Origin of the sequence: Streptomyces sp. NPDC088810, assembly GCF_044750305.1 — a bacterium.
In the GTDB taxonomy this organism is placed as follows: Bacteria; Actinomycetota; Actinomycetes; order Streptomycetales; family Streptomycetaceae; genus Streptomyces.
Genome location: NZ_JBIVJQ010000008.1, coordinates 231,299 through 248,130 on the forward strand (window position 1 = coordinate 231,299; position 16,832 = coordinate 248,130).

The window sequence follows — 16,832 nt, forward strand, 5'->3', positions numbered from 1 at the left end:
CGGCCTGAGCCTTGAGGGCCCCCGGGATCATGGTCCCGGGGGCCTCTTCCTTTCCTCGTCCTCCTCCAGGGAGAACCGCTGGAGCAGCAGCGACGAGACCGACCCCGTCACCGCGCCCAGCAGGGCGAGGCCGCAGGCCATGAGGCCGACGGCGATCGTGCGGCCCCAAGGGGTGACGGGGGTGACGTCGCCGTAGCCGACGGTCGCCAGGGTCGCGCTGGTCCACCACACCGAGTCGCCGAAGGTGCGGATCGTGGCGTGCGGGGCCCCGCGTTCCTGCTGGTACACGGCGAGCGCGCCGGAGAAGCCCAGCAGCAGTGCGGACAGGCCGGCATAGAGCGCCACGCGCGCGTGCAGCGTGAGGCGGGCGCGGCCGCGCCCGCGCTGCAGCACGTCGTACAGCCGCACGATGCGCAGCGGCCACAGCAACGGCAGCAGCATGACCAGCGTGTCCAGCCAGTGACGGGTCACGAAGCCGAGCCCGCGGCCGCTCAGCCGCCAGTGCACCGCGTAATCGACGATGAACACCGCCCAGGAAGCCCCGATGATCGCCCGCAGGACGTCGTGTGCGATCGGGGGCAGGCCCACCACCAGCACATGCACCGCGTAGCCGGCCAGGTAGAGCAGCGACGCGAGGCCGAGCGGCAGCGCGGCGCGTCCCTGCCAGCGTTCCCAGCGTCGCGTACGGCTGTCGTCGTCCACCGGCCAAGCTTGGCCGGAGAACGTCCGCCGGCCGCCCCGGCGACACGCCGGGAAGGGGTGAAGCCATATGCTGCCTAGCATGACGAGTGAGCCGGAGCAGCAGATCGGAGTGGGGACGCAGGACGCGTTCCAGCGCCTGTGGACGCCCCACCGGATGGCCTACATCCAGGGCGAGAACAAGCCGACCGGTCCGGGGGCCGACGACGGCTGCCCCTTCTGCGCGATCCCGGCCAAGTCCGACGAGGACGGGCTGGTCGTCCGGCGGGGTGAGCATGTGTACGCCGTGCTCAACCTGTACCCGTACAACGGCGGCCACCTGATGACCGTGCCGTACCGGCATGTGGCCGACTACACGGACCTGACCGGGCCGGAGACCGCCGAGCTGGCGGAGCTGACCAAGCAGGCCATGACGGCGCTGCGCACCGCGTCCGGCGCGCACGGGTTCAACATCGGGATGAACCAGGGCGGGGTCGCGGGTGCCGGCATCGCCGCCCATCTGCACCAGCACATCGTCCCGCGCTGGGGCGGCGACACGAACTTCATGCCGGTGGTGGGCCACACCAGGGTGCTGCCCCAGCTGCTGGCGGACACCCGGAAGATGCTGGCGGAGGCCTGGCCCGCCTAGGTCCGTGGTGCCCTCTGCCGAGGGCACCGCTCACGCGTCGTACAGGTCGGCCTTCCGGGGCGTCGGGTCCTGGACGTTGCCGCTGAGGAACGCCGAGCGGGCACCGAACTTCTCCGTGTTCACGCCGTTCTCCTCCAGCACCCGTATCGCCGCCGAGTGCACCACCCGCAGCACCGGCGTGGCGGCGCGCAGCGCGTCGTCGGCCATGAAACGGTGCCGCCAGGGCTGGTCGGCCCAGGCGTGCCGCAGGCCGAACGGCTCGGGCAGCCCCAGCGAGCCGCCCAGCCAGTTCAGCAGCGGCGGGTACCAGGTCAGCGGGGCGCGGGCGGCGAGCCGTACCACCTCGTCGGCGTTGACCAGCGGCAGCTTGATCGTGCGGTTCTCCCAGGGCTTCAGAGACTTCGCGACCTCCTTGGTCGGCGCCTCCGGCTTGCTGGTGAACAGCGAGTTCACCGGTCCCAGCGCGTGCCCGGTGACCTCGATGCGCAGCGTCTCGTGCAGCACGGTGACGGTGATCAGCATGGTGATGACCAGCTGTCCGTCCCAGAGGGTCCACTGCACACCCAGGTAGTGCCGGTCGCCGCTGCCGAACTGCTGCTTGTTGCAGATGTCCTGTATGGCGTGCGGCTTGACCTGGAAGGCCTCCACGTCGGTGCCCTCCGGGCGGGACACCGCCGTGGCCTTCTCGCCGATCGGGGTGACGATCCAGTGCCGTATCGACGGCTTGGGGAAGCCGCCGGTGTTCAGCGGGCCGCGCTCCAGCAGGGACAGCTGGTCGTGGATCGCGCGCACCACGTCCCAGCTGCGGAAGGGGTGGATCTCCCGGCCGGGGTCGGCGGACACGAGATCCTCGGCGAGCTGCCAGGCGCCCCAGCGGGTGCCCATGCCGAGTATGCCCTTGGGGCCGGCGTAGAAGACGGAGTTGGACTGCTGCTCGGCGCTCAGCCGGGCCAGGGACTGGCGCAGCTCCTCGGCGGCGGTCTGGCCGGGACCGCGCGGCACGGCCTCCGGGACCTTGGCGCCGACACTGGTGCCGGAGAGCAGACCGTCCCAGCGGGCCCGCAGATCCCGGGCGGTGCTCTCGCAGACCTGCTTGGCCCAGAACCAGCCGAGCACGGGGACGACGACGGAGGCGCGCGCGTACCACGCCCAGAAGCCGGTGAACGGCATCTTGATCAGGAACAGCGCGGCGAGCATGCCGACGCCCAGGAGCAGCGCGGTGCCCAGGGCGCCCGCCCGCTTGTCGTCGCGTCGGGCGACGAGCATGCGCAGCTGGAAGACGAGCAGCCAGCCGAGCAGCCCGGGCAGGAAGAGCAGGCCGCACACGACGGTGATGGCGGTCAGCCGGTTGTCGCGCTCCCGGCGGATGTTGTTCGCGGCCAGGGCGTGCTCGACGACGAACTGCGGTTCCGAGCCGAAGGACTGGATGAGCGGCTTGCGGCCGGGGGCGAGCATCCGGTCGACCAGGGCCCGGGAGAACGCCTCACCGAGATTGGGCCGGAACAGCTTCATCCGGCCGGGCTTGACGGCCGACTGGTGCCACTCGTTGTCGGCCTTCTTGATGTCCTCGAGCGGGCTGTCCCGGTACGCAGCGGAGGCCAGCGCGGAGGTCGCCGCCTGCCCCTCGTCGCCCGAGACGGGTACCTGGGGCCCGTCCCACTCCGTTCCAAACGACATTCCCGCCCCCATCGCCGCCGGTGCCGTGCCTGCGGCCTTCCCGACTTCCCTGCTCCGCACACCTGTTGACCGCCCCGCCGTGCCGGTACCGGTCGGTGACCGGACGGGTGCGGCACGACGTGATCAGGTGATCAGCGTATCCGCTGGCACCGACAACGCGGGGGCGGACGGCCGAAGCCGCCCGCCCGTGCGCCGGCGTACTACCCCTCGTCCCCGCCCTGTTCGCGGATGCGTTCGGCGATCTGCGGCGGCATCGGCTCGTGCCGGGCGTAGCGCCGGTCGAAGCGGGCCGTGCCGTGCGAGAGCGAGCGCAGGTCGACGGCGTACCGGCCGATCTCGAACTCGGGGACCTCGGCCCGGATCAACGTCCGCCCGGTGCCCACCTGTTCGGTGCCGAGCAGCCGGCCGCGGCGGCCGGACAGGTCGCTCATCACGGGGCCCACGTACTCGTCGCCGACCAGGACGGTCACCTCGGCGACCGGCTCCAGCAGATGGATCCTGGCGTCCGCCGCGGCCTCGCGCAGCGCGAGCCCGCCCGCCGTCTGGAAGGCGGCGTCGGAGGAGTCCACCGAGTGCGCCTTGCCGTCCAGCAGCGTGACCCGCACGTCCACCAGGGGGTAGCCGGCGGCGACGCCCTTGGCGGCCTGGGCCCGTACGCCCTTCTCGACGGACGGGATGAACTGGCGGGGCACCGCGCCGCCGACCACCTTGTCCACGAACTCGATGCCCGAGCCGCCCGGCAGCGGCTCCACCTCGATCTCGCAGATGGCGTACTGGCCGTGGCCGCCGGACTGCTTGACGTGCCGGCCGCGCCCGCCGGCCTTCGTCGCGAACGTCTCCCGGAGCGAGACCTTGTGCGGGACGACGTCGACCTGCACGCCGTAGCGGTTGCGCAGCCGTTCCAGGGCCACGTCCGCGTGGGCCTCGCCCAGGCACCACAGGACGACCTGGTGGGTGTCCTGGTTCTGCTCCAGGCGCATGGTCGGGTCCTCGGCGACCAGCCGGGACAGGCCCTGGGAGAGCTTGTCCTCGTCGGCCTTGCTGTGCGCCTGGATGGCGATCGGCAGCAGCGGGTCGGGCATCTGCCAGGGCTCCATCAGGAGCGGGTCGTCCTTGGCGGAGAGGGTGTCGCCGGTCTCGGCACGGCTCAGCTTGGCCACGCAGACCAGGTCGCCGGCGACGGCGTGGGTGACCGGGCGCTGCTGTTTGCCGAAGGGCATGGACAGGGCGCCGATCTTCTCGTCGACGTCGTGGTCCTCGTGCCCGCGGTCGGCGAGGCCGTGTCCGGAGACGTGCACCGTCTGGTCGGGGCGTAGCGTGCCGGAGAAGACGCGGACCAGCGAGATCCGGCCGACGTAGGGGTCGGAGGAGGTCTTGACGACCTCGGCGACCAGCGGGCCGTCCGTGTCGCACGGCTTCAGCTCGCGCGGCTTGCCGTCGATGGTGGTCACGCCGGGCAGCGGATGCTCGAACGGGGTCGGGAAGCCGCGCGTGATCAGTTCCAGCAGCTCCAGCGTGCCGAGGCCCTGCCGGGCACCCTCGCCGGCGGGGGCGGCGGCCAGGACGGGGAAGAAGGATCCGCGGGCCACGGCCCGCTCCAGGTCCTCGACCAGCGTCTTGACGTCGACCTTCTCGCCGCCCAGGTAGCGGTCCATGAGGGTCTCGTCCTCGCTCTCGGCGATGATCCCCTCGATGAGCCGGTTGCGTGCCTCCTCGAGGTCCGGCAACTGGTCCTCGCCGGGCTCGGACTCCTTGCGCTCCCCGGTCGAGTAGTCGAACAGCTTCTGGGAGAGCAGTCCGACCAGGCCGGTCACGGGCGCGTGCCCGTCGGGGCCCTCGGGGCCGCGCAGCGGCAGGTACAGGGGCAGGACGGCGTCGGGGTCGTCGCCGCCGAAGGCCTCCGCGCAGGTCCGGGTCATCTCCTCGAAGTCGGAGCGCGCGGCCTCCAGGTGCGTGATGACGATCGCGCGGGGCATGCCGACGGCCGCGCACTCCTCCCACACCATCCGGGTCGAGCCGTCGACCCCGTCCGAGGCCGAGACGACGAACAGGGCCGCGTCCGCGGCCCGCAGACCGGCCCGCAGCTCCCCGACGAAGTCGGCGTAGCCGGGGGTGTCCAGGAGGTTGACCTTGATGCCGTCCCACTCGACCGGCACCAGGGAGAGCTGTACGGAGCGCTGCTGCCGGTGCTCGATGTCGTCGTAGTCGGAGACGGTGCCGCCGTCTTCGACGCGGCCCGCCCGGTTCACCGCCCCCGCGGTCAGCGCGAGGGCCTCCACGAGGGTCGTCTTTCCCGAGCCGGAGTGGCCGACCAGCACCACGTTCCGTACGGACGCGGGTCGGTCGGCCGCCAGAGCCCTGCCGGCGGCCCCGGGGTGGTGTGACTGTGCCTTGTCGCCCATGATCCTGCCTCCCGTGCACGGTGAGGTCACTGTGGGCGCGGACACGCGGGACCCGCGTGCTGGCGGCTCCGGCGACGCCCGCGGTTATTCGAGCTTTCCACTCCCGTCACGTCGCGTCCATACGAAGGACTACGAAGGGTGCGCACGGGGCACCCTCCGTGTCACGCACGCTACGCGCGCGGGGGTGCGCGCCGGTTCCCGGCGCGGCTGCGGGTGCCCGCCCGTCACGGGCACGCGCGCGTGGCTACGATGGGCCAGCCGGCGGCCACCAGGGGCCGCGGCGACACCGACCGTCGGGAAGGCCATGCTGAACAAGTACGCGCGTGCATTTTTCACGCGTGTCCTCACACCGTTCGCCGCGTTTCTCATCCGCCGGGGCGTGAGCCCCGACGCGGTCACGCTCATCGGCACGGCCGGTGTGGTCGCGGGCGCGCTGGTCTTCTACCCCCGGGGCGAGTTCTTCTGGGGCACGGTCGTGATCACCCTGTTCGTCTTCTCCGACCTGGTCGACGGCAACATGGCCCGTCAGCTGGGCCGCTCCAGCCGCTGGGGCGCCTTCCTGGACTCCACCCTGGACCGGGTCGCCGACGGCGCGATCTTCGGCGGCTTCGCGCTCTGGTACGCGGGCCAGGGCAACGACAACGCGCTGTGCGCCGTCTCGATCTTCTGCCTGGCCAGCGGCCAGGTGGTGTCGTACACCAAGGCGCGCGGCGAGTCGATCGGGCTGCCGGTCGCCGTCAACGGGCTCGTCGAGCGCGCCGAGCGGCTGGTCATCTCGCTGGTCGCGGCCGGTTTCGCGGGCCTGCACACGTTCGGTGTGCCGGGCATCCAGTGGCTGCTGCCGATCGCGCTGTGGATCGTCGCGGTGGGCAGCCTGGTCACCCTGGTCCAGCGCGTCGTCACCGTCCGCCGCGAGTCCGCCGAGGCGGAGGCGGCGGCCCGCGCCGGCGCCGGCGAGGTGGCGCAGTGAGCGCCGCCGACCGGCTCACCGACGCGCTGTACGGCCTCGGCTGGAGCACCGTCAAGAAGCTCCCCGAGCCGGCCGCGGTACGCCTCGGCCGGACCATCGCCGACCTCGCCTGGAAGCAGCGCGGCAAGGGCGTGCAGCGCCTGGAGGCGAACTACGCGCGCGTGGTGCCCGACGCCGGTCCCGAGCGGCTCGCCGAGCTGTCCCGCGCGGGCATGCGCTCGTACCTGCGCTACTGGATGGAGTCCTTCCGGCTGCCGGCCTGGAGTGCCGAGCGCGTGCGGACGGGCTTCGAGCCCAAGGACATCCACCACCTGACCGACGGGCTCGCCTCCGGCCGGGGCGTGATCCTGGCCCTGCCCCACCTGGCCAACTGGGACCTGGCCGGTGCCTGGGTCACCACGGAGCTGGAGACGCCGTTCACGACGGTCGCCGAGCGACTGAAGCCCGAGACGCTCTACGACCGCTTCGTCGCCTACCGCGAGGGCCTCGGCATGGAGGTCCTGCCGCACAGCGGCGGCTCCGCCTTCGGCACGCTCGCCCGCAGGCTGCGCGACGGCGGCCTGGTCTGCCTGGTCGCCGACCGCGACCTGTCCGCCTCCGGTGTCGAGGTCGGCTTCTTCGGCGAGACGGCCCGCATGCCCGCCGGACCTGCCCTGCTCGCCCAGCAGACCGGCGCGCTGCTGTTGCCCGTCACCCTCTGGTACGACGACTCGCCCGTCATGAAGGGCCGCGTGCATCCGCCGGTCGAGGTCCCCGGGTCAGGTACGCGGGCCGAGAAGACGTCTGTCATGACACAGGCCCTGGCCGACGCCTTCGCCTCGGGGATCGCCGAGCATCCCGAGGACTGGCACATGCTCCAACGGCTGTGGCTCGCCGACCTCGACCCCGCGAAGGGACCCGCGTGAGAATCGGGATCGTCTGCCCGTACTCCTGGGACGTGCCCGGTGGCGTCCAATTCCACATCCGCGACCTCGCCGAGTACTTCCTCCGCCTCGGCCACGAGGTGTCCGTCCTCGCCCCGGCCGACGACGACACCCCGCTGCCGCCGTACGTCGTCTCCGCCGGCCGTGCGGTCCCGGTGCCGTACAACGGCTCGGTGGCCCGGCTGAACTTCGGGTTCCTGTCGGCCGCGCGGGTGCGGCGCTGGCTGCACGAGGGCAAGTTCGACGTGGTGCACATCCACGAGCCGACCTCGCCGTCGCTGGGCCTGCTGACCTGCTGGGCGGCGTCCGGTCCGATCGTGGCCACCTTCCACACCTCCAACCCCCGCTCGCGCGCGATGATCGCCGCGTACGCGATCCTGCAGGCCGCGCTGGAGAAGATCAGCGCGCGAATCGCGGTCAGCGAGTACGCCCGCCGCACGCTGGTCGAGCACCTCGGCGGGGACGCGGTGGTCATCCCCAACGGCGTCGACGTGGACTTCTTCGCCAAGGCCGAGCCCAGGCCGGAGTGGCAGGGCGACACCATCGGCTTCATCGGCCGCATCGACGAGCCCCGCAAGGGCCTGCCCGTCCTCATGAAGGCCCTGCCCAGGATCCTCGCCGCCCGCCCGCAGACCCGGCTGCTGGTCGCGGGGCGCGGCGACGAGGAGGCGGCCGTGGAGGACCTGCCGAAGGAGCTGCGCGCACGCGTGGAGTTCCTCGGCATGATCAGCGACGAGGACAAGGCCCGTCTGCTGCGCAGCGTCGACCTGTACGTCGCACCCAACACCGGCGGCGAGAGCTTCGGCATCATCCTGGTCGAGGCGATGTCGGCGGGCGCCCCCGTGCTCGCCGCCGACCTGGACGCGTTCGTGCAGGTCCTCGACCAGGGTGAGGCCGGCGAGGTGTTCGCCAACGAGGACGCCGACGCGCTGGCCGACGCGGCCGTACGCCTGCTGGAGGACCCGGCGCGCCGCACCGAGCTGCGCGAGCGCGGCAGCGCCCATGTACGGCGGTTCGACTGGTCGACGGTCGGCGCGGACATCCTCTCCGTGTACGAGACGGTGACGGCCGGCGCGGCAGCGGTCGCCGCGGACGAACGGACGACGGGCCTGCGGGCCCGGTTCGGACTGGCCCGGGACTGAGACCGGCCGGCCGGCTCTGCGTGAGGTGGCGCGGGGCTGTGCGGGCCCTGCGGGCGGGCCTGTACCGGCGCGGGTTCGGTGGGGGACCGGTGTGCGCCTTCGGGGCGGTCCGGGGCCGAGGCGGGTTCCGGCCGGTGCCGGCTGGCGCGCAGGGGATCCGGGGCGACGGGCCTGCGGGCCCGGTTCGGACTGGCCCGGGACTGAGACCGGCCGGCCGGCTCTGCGTGAGGTGGCGCGGGGCTGTGCGGGGCCTGCGGGCGGGCCTGTACCGGCGCGGGTTCGGTGGGGGACCGGTGTGCGGCCTTCGGGGCGGTCCGGGGCCGAGGCGGGTTCCGGCCGGTGCCGGCTGGCGCGTAAGGGGCGGAGCGGCAGCCGATAGCCTTCGGCCGTGACCGCAACCCTCATCTGGATCCTCGTCGCGCTCCTCGCCATCGGCGTCTACCTCAGCTGGACGGCCGGGCGGCTGGACCGGCTGCACGTGCGGATGGACGCCGCACGGGCCGCGCTCGACGCGCAGCTGCTGCGGCGGGCCTCCGTGGCGCAGGAGCTGGCCACCTCGGGCGTGCTGGACCCGGCCGCCTCGATCGTGCTGTACGAGGCCGCGCACGCGGCCCGGCAGGCCGAGGAGGAGCAGCGGGAGGTCGCCGAGAGCGAGCTGAGCCAGGCGCTGCGCGCGGTCTTCGAGGACCCCGCACAGGTGGAGGCCGTCCGCGAGGCCCCCGGCGGCGAGGAGGCGGCCCGTGAGCTGGCCGAGGCCGTCCGCCGGGTGCCGATGGCCCGCCGCTTCCACAACGACACCGTGGGCGCCGCCCGCCGGCTCCGCGAGCACCGCAAGGTCCGCTGGTTCCGGCTGGCCGGCCACGCCCCCTTCCCGCTGGCCTTCGAGATGGACGACGAGCCGCCGGCCGCCCTGGTGGAGCGGGTTTCCTGACCGCACCCCGACGAACGGCGGGCGAAAAGGATCCACCCGCTTGCCATTGGCCCTTGCTGTGGCCTGGTCCACTCGCGTTTCCTCGGTGAAGCATCAGCCACCTTTCACTTCAGTGAGGTCACCCGTGTCCACCATCGAGAACCAGGCTCCCGAGACCGGCACCGCCCGCGTGAAGCGCGGCATGGCCGAGCAGCTCAAGGGCGGCGTGATCATGGACGTCGTCACGCCGGAGCAGGCGAAGATCGCCGAGGACGCGGGCGCCGTCGCCGTCATGGCCCTGGAGCGGGTCCCGGCCGACATCCGCAAGGACGGCGGCGTGGCCCGCATGTCCGACCCGGACATGATCGAGGGCATCATCGACGCCGTCTCGATCCCGGTCATGGCCAAGTCCCGCATCGGCCACTTCGTCGAGGCCCAGGTGCTGCAGTCCCTCGGCGTCGACTACATCGACGAGTCCGAGGTGCTCACCCCGGCCGACGAGGTCAACCACTCCGACAAGTGGGCCTTCACCACCCCGTTCGTGTGCGGCGCGACCAACCTGGGCGAGGCCCTGCGCCGCATCGCCGAGGGCGCCGCGATGATCCGCTCCAAGGGCGAGGCCGGCACCGGCAACGTCGTCGAGGCCGTCCGCCACCTGCGCCAGATCAAGAACGAGATCGCCAAGCTGCGCGGCTTCGACAACCACGAGCTGTACGCCGCCGCCAAGGAGCTGCGCGCCCCGTACGAGCTGGTCAAGGAGGTCGCCGAGCTGGGCAAGCTCCCGGTGGTCCTCTTCTCCGCCGGTGGCGTCGCCACCCCGGCCGACGCGGCCCTGATGCGCCAGCTCGGCGCCGAGGGCGTGTTCGTCGGCTCCGGCATCTTCAAGTCCGGCGACCCGGCCAAGCGCGCCGCCGCCATCGTGAAGGCCACCACCTTCTACGACGACCCGAAGATCATCGCGGACGCGTCCCGCAACCTCGGCGAGGCCATGGTCGGCATCAACTGCGACACCCTCCCCGAGACCGAGCGCTACGCCAACCGCGGCTGGTAAGGCACTGGATCACATGAACACCCCCGTCATAGGCGTCCTGGCCCTCCAGGGCGACGTACGGGAGCACCTCATCGCCCTGGCCGCGGCCGACGCCGTGGCCAGGCCGGTGCGGCGCCCCGAGGAACTCGCCGAGGTGGACGGTCTCGTCCTGCCCGGCGGCGAGTCCACCACCATCTCCAAGCTGGCCCATCTGTTCGGCCTGATGGAGCCCCTGCGCGCGCGCGTGCGGAACGGTATGCCCGTCTACGGCACCTGCGCGGGCATGATCATGCTCGCCGACAAGATCCTCGACCCGCGCTCGGGCCAGGAGACCGTCGGCGGCATCGACATGATCGTGCGCCGCAACGCCTTCGGGCGGCAGAACGAGTCGTTCGAGGCCGCACTCGACGTCAAGGGCATCCCGGGCGATCCTGTGGAGGGCGTCTTCATCCGCGCCCCCTGGGTGGAGTCCGTGGGCGCCGGGACCGAGGTGCTCGCCGAGCACGACGGCCACATCGTCGCCGTACGCCAGGGCAACGCGCTCGCCACGTCGTTCCACCCCGAACTGACCGGCGACCACCGCGTGCACTCGCTGTTCGTCGACATGGTGCGCGCGCACCGGACACCGGAGTAGGACGAGAGTCCTTGTAGGATCTCTGGCGTTCGTATCTGGATGGGTTACGCGAAGGAGACAGGCAGATGTCCGGCCACTCTAAATGGGCCACGACGAAGCACAAGAAGGCCGTGATCGACGCCAAGCGCGGCAAGCTCTTCGCGAAGCTCATCAAGAACATCGAGGTCGCGGCACGCATGGGCGGCGCGGACCCCGAGGGCAACCCGACGCTGTACGACGCCATCCAGAAGGCGAAGAAGTCGTCGGTCCCGAACAAGAACATCGACTCCGCGGTCAAGCGCGGCGCGGGCCTGGAGGCCGGCGGCGCCGACTACGAGACGATCATGTACGAGGGCTACGGCCCGAACGGTGTCGCGGTGCTCATCGAGTGCCTCACCGACAACCGCAACCGCGCCGCTTCCGAGGTCCGCGTCGCCATGACCCGCAACGGCGGCTCCATGGCCGACCCGGGCTCGGTGTCGTACCTGTTCAACCGCAAGGGCGTCGTCATCGTCCCCAAGGGGGAGCTGACCGAGGACGAGGTCCTCATGGCCGTCCTGGACGCGGGCGCCGAGGAGGTCAACGACCTCGGCGAGACCTTCGAGGTCATCAGCGAGGCCACCGACCTGGTCGCGGTCCGCACCGCCCTCCAGGAGGCCGGCATCGACTACGACTCCGCCGAGGCCAACTTCGTCCCGACCATGCAGGTCGAGCTGGACGAGGAGGGCGCGAAGAAGATCTTCAAGCTGATCGACGCCCTGGAGGACAGCGACGACGTGCAGAACGTCTTCGCCAACTTCGACGTGAGCGACGAGATCATGGAGAAGGTCGACGCGTGACGCTTCGCTGAACCAGCGGAATGACGGCGGGCCGGTGGGACACGTCCCACCGGCCCGCCGTCATTGTCAGTGGGACCCGATAGCCTGCACAAACAGGTGATCGAGGGATCCGAGGGAGGGGCGCGGTGCGCGTACTGGGGGTGGACCCCGGACTGACCCGGTGCGGTGTCGGCGTGGTCGAGGGGGTCGCGGGCCGCCCGCTCACGATGATCGGCGTCGGCGTCGTCCGCACGCCCGTGGACGCCGACCTCAGCCACCGGCTGCTCGCCGTCGAGCAGGGCATCGAGCAGTGGCTGGACGAGCACCGGCCGGAGTTCGTCGCCGTGGAACGCGTCTTCAGCCAGCACAATGTGCGCACGGTGATGGGCACCGCCCAGGCCAGCGCCGTCGCCATGCTCTGCGCCGCACGGCGCGGCATCCCGGTCGCCCTGCACACCCCCAGCGAGGTCAAGGCCGCCGTCACCGGCAGCGGGCGCGCCGACAAGGCGCAGGTCGGCGCCATGGTGACCCGGCTGCTCCGGCTCGCCGCGCCGCCGAAACCGGCCGACGCCGCCGACGCCCTCGCGCTCGCCATCTGCCACATCTGGCGGGCCCCCGCCCAGAACCGGCTCCAGCAGGCCGTCGCCCGGCATGCAGCCCACGCAACGAAAGGCCGTACGGCATGATCGCCTTCGTCAGCGGCACGGTCGCCGCGCTCGCCCCCGACGCAGCGGTCGTCGAGGTCGGCGGCGTCGGCATGGCCGTCCAGTGCACGCCGAACACGCTGTCGACGCTCCGGATCGGCCAGCCGGCCAAGCTGCACACCTCCCTCGTCGTCCGCGAGGACTCGCTCACCCTGTACGGCTTCGCCGACGACGACGAACGCCAGGTCTTCGAGCTGCTGCAGACCGCGAGCGGCGTCGGACCGCGCCTGGCGCAGGCGATGCTCGCGGTGCACACCCCGGACGCGCTGCGCCGCGCGGTCGCCACGGGTGACGAGAAGGCCCTCACCGCCGTCCCCGGCATCGGCAAGAAGGGCGCCCAGAAGCTGCTGCTGGAACTGAAGGACCGGCTCGGCGAACCCGTCGGCGCCCCCGCCGTCGGCGCGCCCGCCAGCCAGGGCTGGCGCGACCAGCTGCACGCGGCCCTGATCGGCCTCGGCTACGCCACCCGCGAGGCCGACGAGGCGGTGGCCGCCGTCGCCCCCCAGGCCGCGGAGGCCGGCGGCACACCCCAGGTGGGACAGCTGCTCAAGGCCGCCCTGCAGACCCTGAACCGCGCCCGCTGACCTGCGTCACCCGCTAGGAGAACTTCGTGAACTGGGACGACACGACCGGCACCCCCGGCGAGGAGCGGCTCGCCGGCCCCGCCGCGGAGCGGCTGGTGGGCTCGGTCGCCGACCGGGAGGACCAGGCCGTCGAGGCCGCCCTGCGCCCCAAGGACCTCGGCGAGTTCATCGGCCAGGAGAAGGTCCGTGAACAGCTCGACCTCGTGCTGCGCGCCGCCCGCGCGCGGGGTGCCACCGCCGACCACGTGCTGCTCTCTGGCGCGCCCGGCCTCGGCAAGACCACCCTGTCGATGATCATCGCGGCCGAGATGGGTGCCCCCATCCGCATCACCTCGGGCCCCGCCATCCAGCACGCCGGCGACCTCGCCGCGATCCTGTCCTCCCTCCAGGAGGGCGAGGTCCTCTTCCTGGACGAGATCCACCGCATGTCCCGGCCCGCCGAGGAGATGCTGTACATGGCGATGGAGGACTTCCGCGTCGACGTCATCGTCGGCAAGGGCCCCGGCGCCACCGCGATCCCGCTGGAACTGCCGCCGTTCACCCTGGTCGGTGCCACCACGCGCGCGGGCCTGCTGCCCCCGCCGCTGCGCGACCGCTTCGGCTTCACCGCGCACATGGAGTTCTACGAGCCGCACGAGCTGGAGCGGGTCGTCCACCGCTCGGCGACCCTGCTGGACGTCGAGATCGAGCCGGACGGCGCCGCCGAGATCGCCGGCCGCTCCCGCGGCACGCCCCGCATCGCCAACCGCCTGCTGCGCCGCGTCCGCGACTACGCGCAGGTCAAGGCCGACGGGCTGATCACCCGCGACATCGCCGCCGCGGCCCTCGCCGTGTACGAGGTCGACGCGCGCGGTCTGGACCGGCTCGACCGCGCGGTCCTTGAGGCCCTGCTGAAGCTGTTCGGCGGCGGACCGGTCGGCCTGTCCACCCTGGCCGTCGCGGTGGGGGAGGAGCGGGAGACCGTCGAGGAGGTAGCCGAACCGTTCCTGGTCCGGGAGGGGCTGCTGGCCCGTACCCCCCGGGGCCGGGTGGGCACGCCCGCGGCATGGGCGCACCTCGGCCTCACCCCGCCGCGCTCGTCGGGCACGGGAAACGGACAACAGGACCTGTTCGGGGCGTGATGGCTGCCGCCCGGCGAGGGCAATGGCCCGGGCAGGAACCCAGGTGCCATGCTGAGCGTTGTTCCATGCAAGCGGACTCGCTTAGACTCCGCCGATGCCGCCCTTGTGGGCGGCGCCGACCACACCCCCATCCAACTGGCCGCTCACCCGCGCGGTCGCGCGAAGGAAATTCCGTCCCGTGAATGCCTATACCCTTCTCCCGTTCATCGTGCTCATCGCGGCGATGTTCCTGATGACGCGTTCGGCCAAGAAGAAGCAGCAGCAGGCCGCCCAGATGCGGAACGAGATGCAGCCCGGCTCCGGTGTCCGCACGATCGGGGGTATGTACGCGACGGTCAAGGAGGTCAACGAGGACACGGTCCTCCTCGACGCCGGACCGGGCGTCGACCTGCTCTTCGCCAAGAACGCCATCGGCGCCGTCCTCACCGACGACGAGTACAACCGCATCGTCCACGGCATCGAGCACGACCTGAAGTCCGACGCCGACCTCGTCCCGGACGACGCCTCCTCCCTCACCGAGACCGACGAGACCGACGGGCCTGCCGCCGCTGCCGCCGCCTCCGACGACAAGATCGACCTCGGTAAGAAGGACGCCGCCGAGGACGCCGACGCGGCCGGTGCCGCCGAGGCGAAGGCGGAGGACGAGCCGAAGAAGACCGACGGCGACTCCGACGCGAAGTAGTCACGCCCCGGGAGGCGCGGCGGCGGCATGATGGCGCCCCGCGTACCCCGGGCGCGTCTGTTTCCCGCACCGGAGCCCGACACCATGTCATGGCCGACCGCGCCGACCGGGCGCGGGGCGGCCCGAGAGGGAGTACGAGAAGGTGGCAGCACCTAAGAGGGGCCGAAGCGCGAGCGCCCAGAGCAAGCCAGGGCGCTCGCTGGCCCTCATCCTGATCGCCATCGTGGCGCTCACCGGAGGGATGTTCCTCTCCGGGCACACCACTCCGCGTCTCGGTATCGACCTCGCCGGTGGTACGAGCATCACGCTCAAGGCGAAGGCCGACCAGGGGTCCGCGATCAACAAGGCCAACATGGACACCGCGGTCGACATCATGAACCGCCGTGTCAACGGCCTGGGTGTTTCCGAGGCGGAGGTGCAGACCCAGGGGACGGACAACATCATCGTCAACATCCCCAAGGGCACCAACTCCAAGGAGGCGCAGGAGCAGGTCGGCACCACCGCCAAGCTGTACTTCCGGCCGGTCCTGGCCAGCGAGCCCAGCGGCGCCGCCGTGAAGACGCCCTCGCCGAGCGCGTCCTCCAGCGGCAGCTCCTCGCCGAAGCCGAGCACCAGCCCGTCGTCGACCGCCTCCTCCAAGGAGAAGGCGTCCTCGTCCGGCTCCACGTCCCCCTCGGCCTCGGCGACCTCTCAGGGCCGCGCCGTCAGCGACGCGCTGAAGGCCGACTCCACTCCCTCGCCGAGCGCTTCCGGCAGCGGCAAGCCCTCGGGCAGCCCGTCGGCCTCGGCGAGCGGCGGCTCGAACACGGCGGCCAAGCTCCAGGCCCAGTACGCGGCCCTGGACTGCGCCAAGCCCACCGATCGCGCCAGCGCCGGCAAGAACGCCAAGCCCGGCGACTCCACCGTGGCCTGCGGCCAGGTCAACAACGCCTGGTACAAGTACCTCCTCGGCCCGGCCGCCGTGGACGGCACCGAGGTGAAGAAGGCGCAGGCCGTCTTCGACACCCAGGGCGCCTCCGGCTGGCAGGTCCAGATGACCTTCACCGGCGGCGGGGCCAAGAAGTTCGCCGACATCACCGGCGAGCTGGCCAAGAACCAGCCCCCGCAGAACGAGTTCGGCATCGTCCTGGACGGCGAGGTCGTCTCCAGCCCCTACGTGAGCACCGCCATCACCGGCGGCCAGGCGGAGATCTCCGGCAGCTTCAAGCAGCAGGAGGCGCAGAACCTCGCCAACATGCTGTCGTACGGCGCGCTGCCGCTGTCCTTCCAGGAGCAGTCCGTCACCACCGTCACCGCCGCGCTCGGCGGTGAGCAGCTGCGCGCCGGTCTGCTCGCCGGCGCCATCGGTCTCGCGCTGGTCGTGATCTACCTGGTGGTCTACTACCGCGGCCTGTCGATCGTGGCCATGGCGTCCCTGCTGGTCTCCGCCATCCTCACCTACGTGATCATGGCGCTGCTCGGTCCGGCCATCCACTTCGCGCTGAACCTGCCGGCCGTCTGCGGTGCCATCGTCGCCATCGGTATCACCGCGGACTCGTTCATCGTGTACTTCGAGCGCATCCGGGACGAGATCCGCGAGGGCCGCTCCCTGCGCCCCGCCGTGGAGCGGGCGTGGCCGCGCGCCCGGCGCACCATCCTGGTCTCGGACTTCGTGTCGTTCCTGGCCGCCGCGGTGCTGTTCATCGTCACGGTCGGCAAGGTCCAGGGCTTCGCGTTCACGCTGGGCCTGACCACCATCCTCGACGTCGTCGTCGTCTTCTTCTTCACCAAGCCGCTGATGACGCTCCTGGCCCGCCGCAGGTTCTTCGCGGACGGTCACAAGTGGTCCGGCCTCGACCCGAAGAGCCTGGGTGCCAAGCCGCCGCTGCGCCGCACCCGCCGTCCCGCCGGTCCCGTCGCCGGCCCTGTCGACCCGAAGGAGGCGTGAGC

Annotated in this window: 16 protein-coding genes; 13 read left to right on the top strand and 3 right to left on the bottom strand. The window is 71.9% G+C overall.

All coding sequences use genetic code 11. The features are described from left to right. Positions 1-27 precede the first annotated feature (27 nt). A complete protein-coding gene (locus ACIP4Y_RS25400; protein WP_401397547.1) occupies positions 28-702 on the bottom strand; it encodes a potassium channel family protein in 675 nt (224 codons plus the stop codon). 67 nt (positions 703-769) lie between these two features. On the opposite strand from ACIP4Y_RS25400, the gene ACIP4Y_RS25405 reads away from it, so the two are divergent. Beyond that, positions 770-1,327, top strand: a complete 558-nt coding sequence (locus ACIP4Y_RS25405) for an HIT family protein (protein WP_401397550.1) — start codon at positions 770-772, stop codon at positions 1,325-1,327. 30 nt (positions 1,328-1,357) lie between these two features. On the opposite strand, the gene ACIP4Y_RS25410 is transcribed toward ACIP4Y_RS25405, so the two are convergent. Next, the gene (locus ACIP4Y_RS25410) at positions 1,358-3,004 is read right to left on the bottom strand and encodes a hypothetical protein (protein WP_401397553.1); all 1,647 of its coding nucleotides are present in this window, start codon (positions 3,002-3,004) and stop codon (positions 1,358-1,360) included. Between the two features lie 200 nt (positions 3,005-3,204). Beyond that, positions 3,205-5,406, bottom strand: a complete 2,202-nt coding sequence (locus ACIP4Y_RS25415) for an elongation factor G-like protein EF-G2 (protein WP_358648003.1) — start codon at positions 5,404-5,406, stop codon at positions 3,205-3,207. A gap of 304 nt (positions 5,407-5,710) precedes the next feature. Here ACIP4Y_RS25415 and pgsA point away from each other — a divergent pair, with 304 nt between their 5' ends. The 12 genes from pgsA to secD all read left to right on the top strand — a co-directional run bounded on the left by pgsA (position 5,711) and on the right by secD (position 16,830). After that, entirely contained in the window at positions 5,711-6,376 is a 666-nt protein-coding gene (pgsA, locus tag ACIP4Y_RS25420; protein WP_401397557.1) for a phosphatidylinositol phosphate synthase, read from the top strand. Continuing rightward, positions 6,373-7,281: a phosphatidylinositol mannoside acyltransferase gene (locus ACIP4Y_RS25425; protein ID WP_401397560.1), complete on the top strand. Its 909-nt coding sequence runs from the start codon at positions 6,373-6,375 to the stop codon at positions 7,279-7,281. Before pgsA ends, ACIP4Y_RS25425 begins: the two co-directional genes overlap by 4 nt. Next, entirely contained in the window at positions 7,278-8,441 is a 1,164-nt protein-coding gene (locus tag ACIP4Y_RS25430) for a glycosyltransferase family 4 protein (protein WP_401397563.1), read from the top strand. The genes ACIP4Y_RS25425 and ACIP4Y_RS25430 overlap by 4 nt, the downstream gene beginning before the upstream one ends. 388 nt (positions 8,442-8,829) lie before the next feature. After that, positions 8,830-9,372 carry a hypothetical protein gene (locus tag ACIP4Y_RS25435; RefSeq protein ID WP_358648006.1) on the top strand — a complete coding sequence of 181 codons (543 nt, stop codon included), beginning with the start codon at positions 8,830-8,832 and terminating at the stop codon, positions 9,370-9,372. Positions 9,373-9,496: 124 nt separating this feature from the next. Beyond that, positions 9,497-10,402 (top strand): pyridoxal 5'-phosphate synthase lyase subunit PdxS, encoded by a 906-nt coding sequence (gene pdxS, locus ACIP4Y_RS25440; protein WP_069781943.1) that lies wholly within the window; start codon positions 9,497-9,499, stop codon positions 10,400-10,402. 13 nt (positions 10,403-10,415) lie between these two features. Further along, a complete protein-coding gene (gene pdxT / locus ACIP4Y_RS25445; protein WP_401397568.1) occupies positions 10,416-11,015 on the top strand; it encodes a pyridoxal 5'-phosphate synthase glutaminase subunit PdxT in 600 nt (199 codons plus the stop codon). Positions 11,016-11,080: 65 nt separating this feature from the next. After that, complete coding sequence (locus tag ACIP4Y_RS25450; RefSeq protein ID WP_014671555.1) at positions 11,081-11,833, top strand: YebC/PmpR family DNA-binding transcriptional regulator; 753 nt, start codon at positions 11,081-11,083, stop codon at positions 11,831-11,833. A gap of 125 nt (positions 11,834-11,958) precedes the next feature. Continuing rightward, positions 11,959-12,498, top strand: a complete 540-nt coding sequence (gene ruvC / locus ACIP4Y_RS25455) for a crossover junction endodeoxyribonuclease RuvC (RefSeq protein ID WP_358648008.1) — start codon at positions 11,959-11,961, stop codon at positions 12,496-12,498. Next, on the top strand, positions 12,495-13,100 hold the full coding sequence (gene ruvA / locus ACIP4Y_RS25460; protein WP_401397572.1) for a Holliday junction branch migration protein RuvA: 606 nt from the start codon (positions 12,495-12,497) through the stop codon (positions 13,098-13,100). Before ruvC ends, ruvA begins: the two co-directional genes overlap by 4 nt. 26 nt (positions 13,101-13,126) lie before the next feature. After that, positions 13,127-14,221, top strand: a complete 1,095-nt coding sequence (gene ruvB / locus ACIP4Y_RS25465; RefSeq protein WP_401397575.1) for a Holliday junction branch migration DNA helicase RuvB — start codon at positions 13,127-13,129, stop codon at positions 14,219-14,221. Between the two features lie 178 nt (positions 14,222-14,399). Next, the gene (gene yajC / locus ACIP4Y_RS25470; protein WP_358648011.1) at positions 14,400-14,903 is read left to right on the top strand and encodes a preprotein translocase subunit YajC; all 504 of its coding nucleotides are present in this window, start codon (positions 14,400-14,402) and stop codon (positions 14,901-14,903) included. Between the two features lie 142 nt (positions 14,904-15,045). Further along, positions 15,046-16,830 (top strand): protein translocase subunit SecD, encoded by a 1,785-nt coding sequence (gene secD, locus ACIP4Y_RS25475; RefSeq protein WP_401397578.1) that lies wholly within the window; start codon positions 15,046-15,048, stop codon positions 16,828-16,830. Positions 16,831-16,832 lie beyond the last annotated feature (2 nt).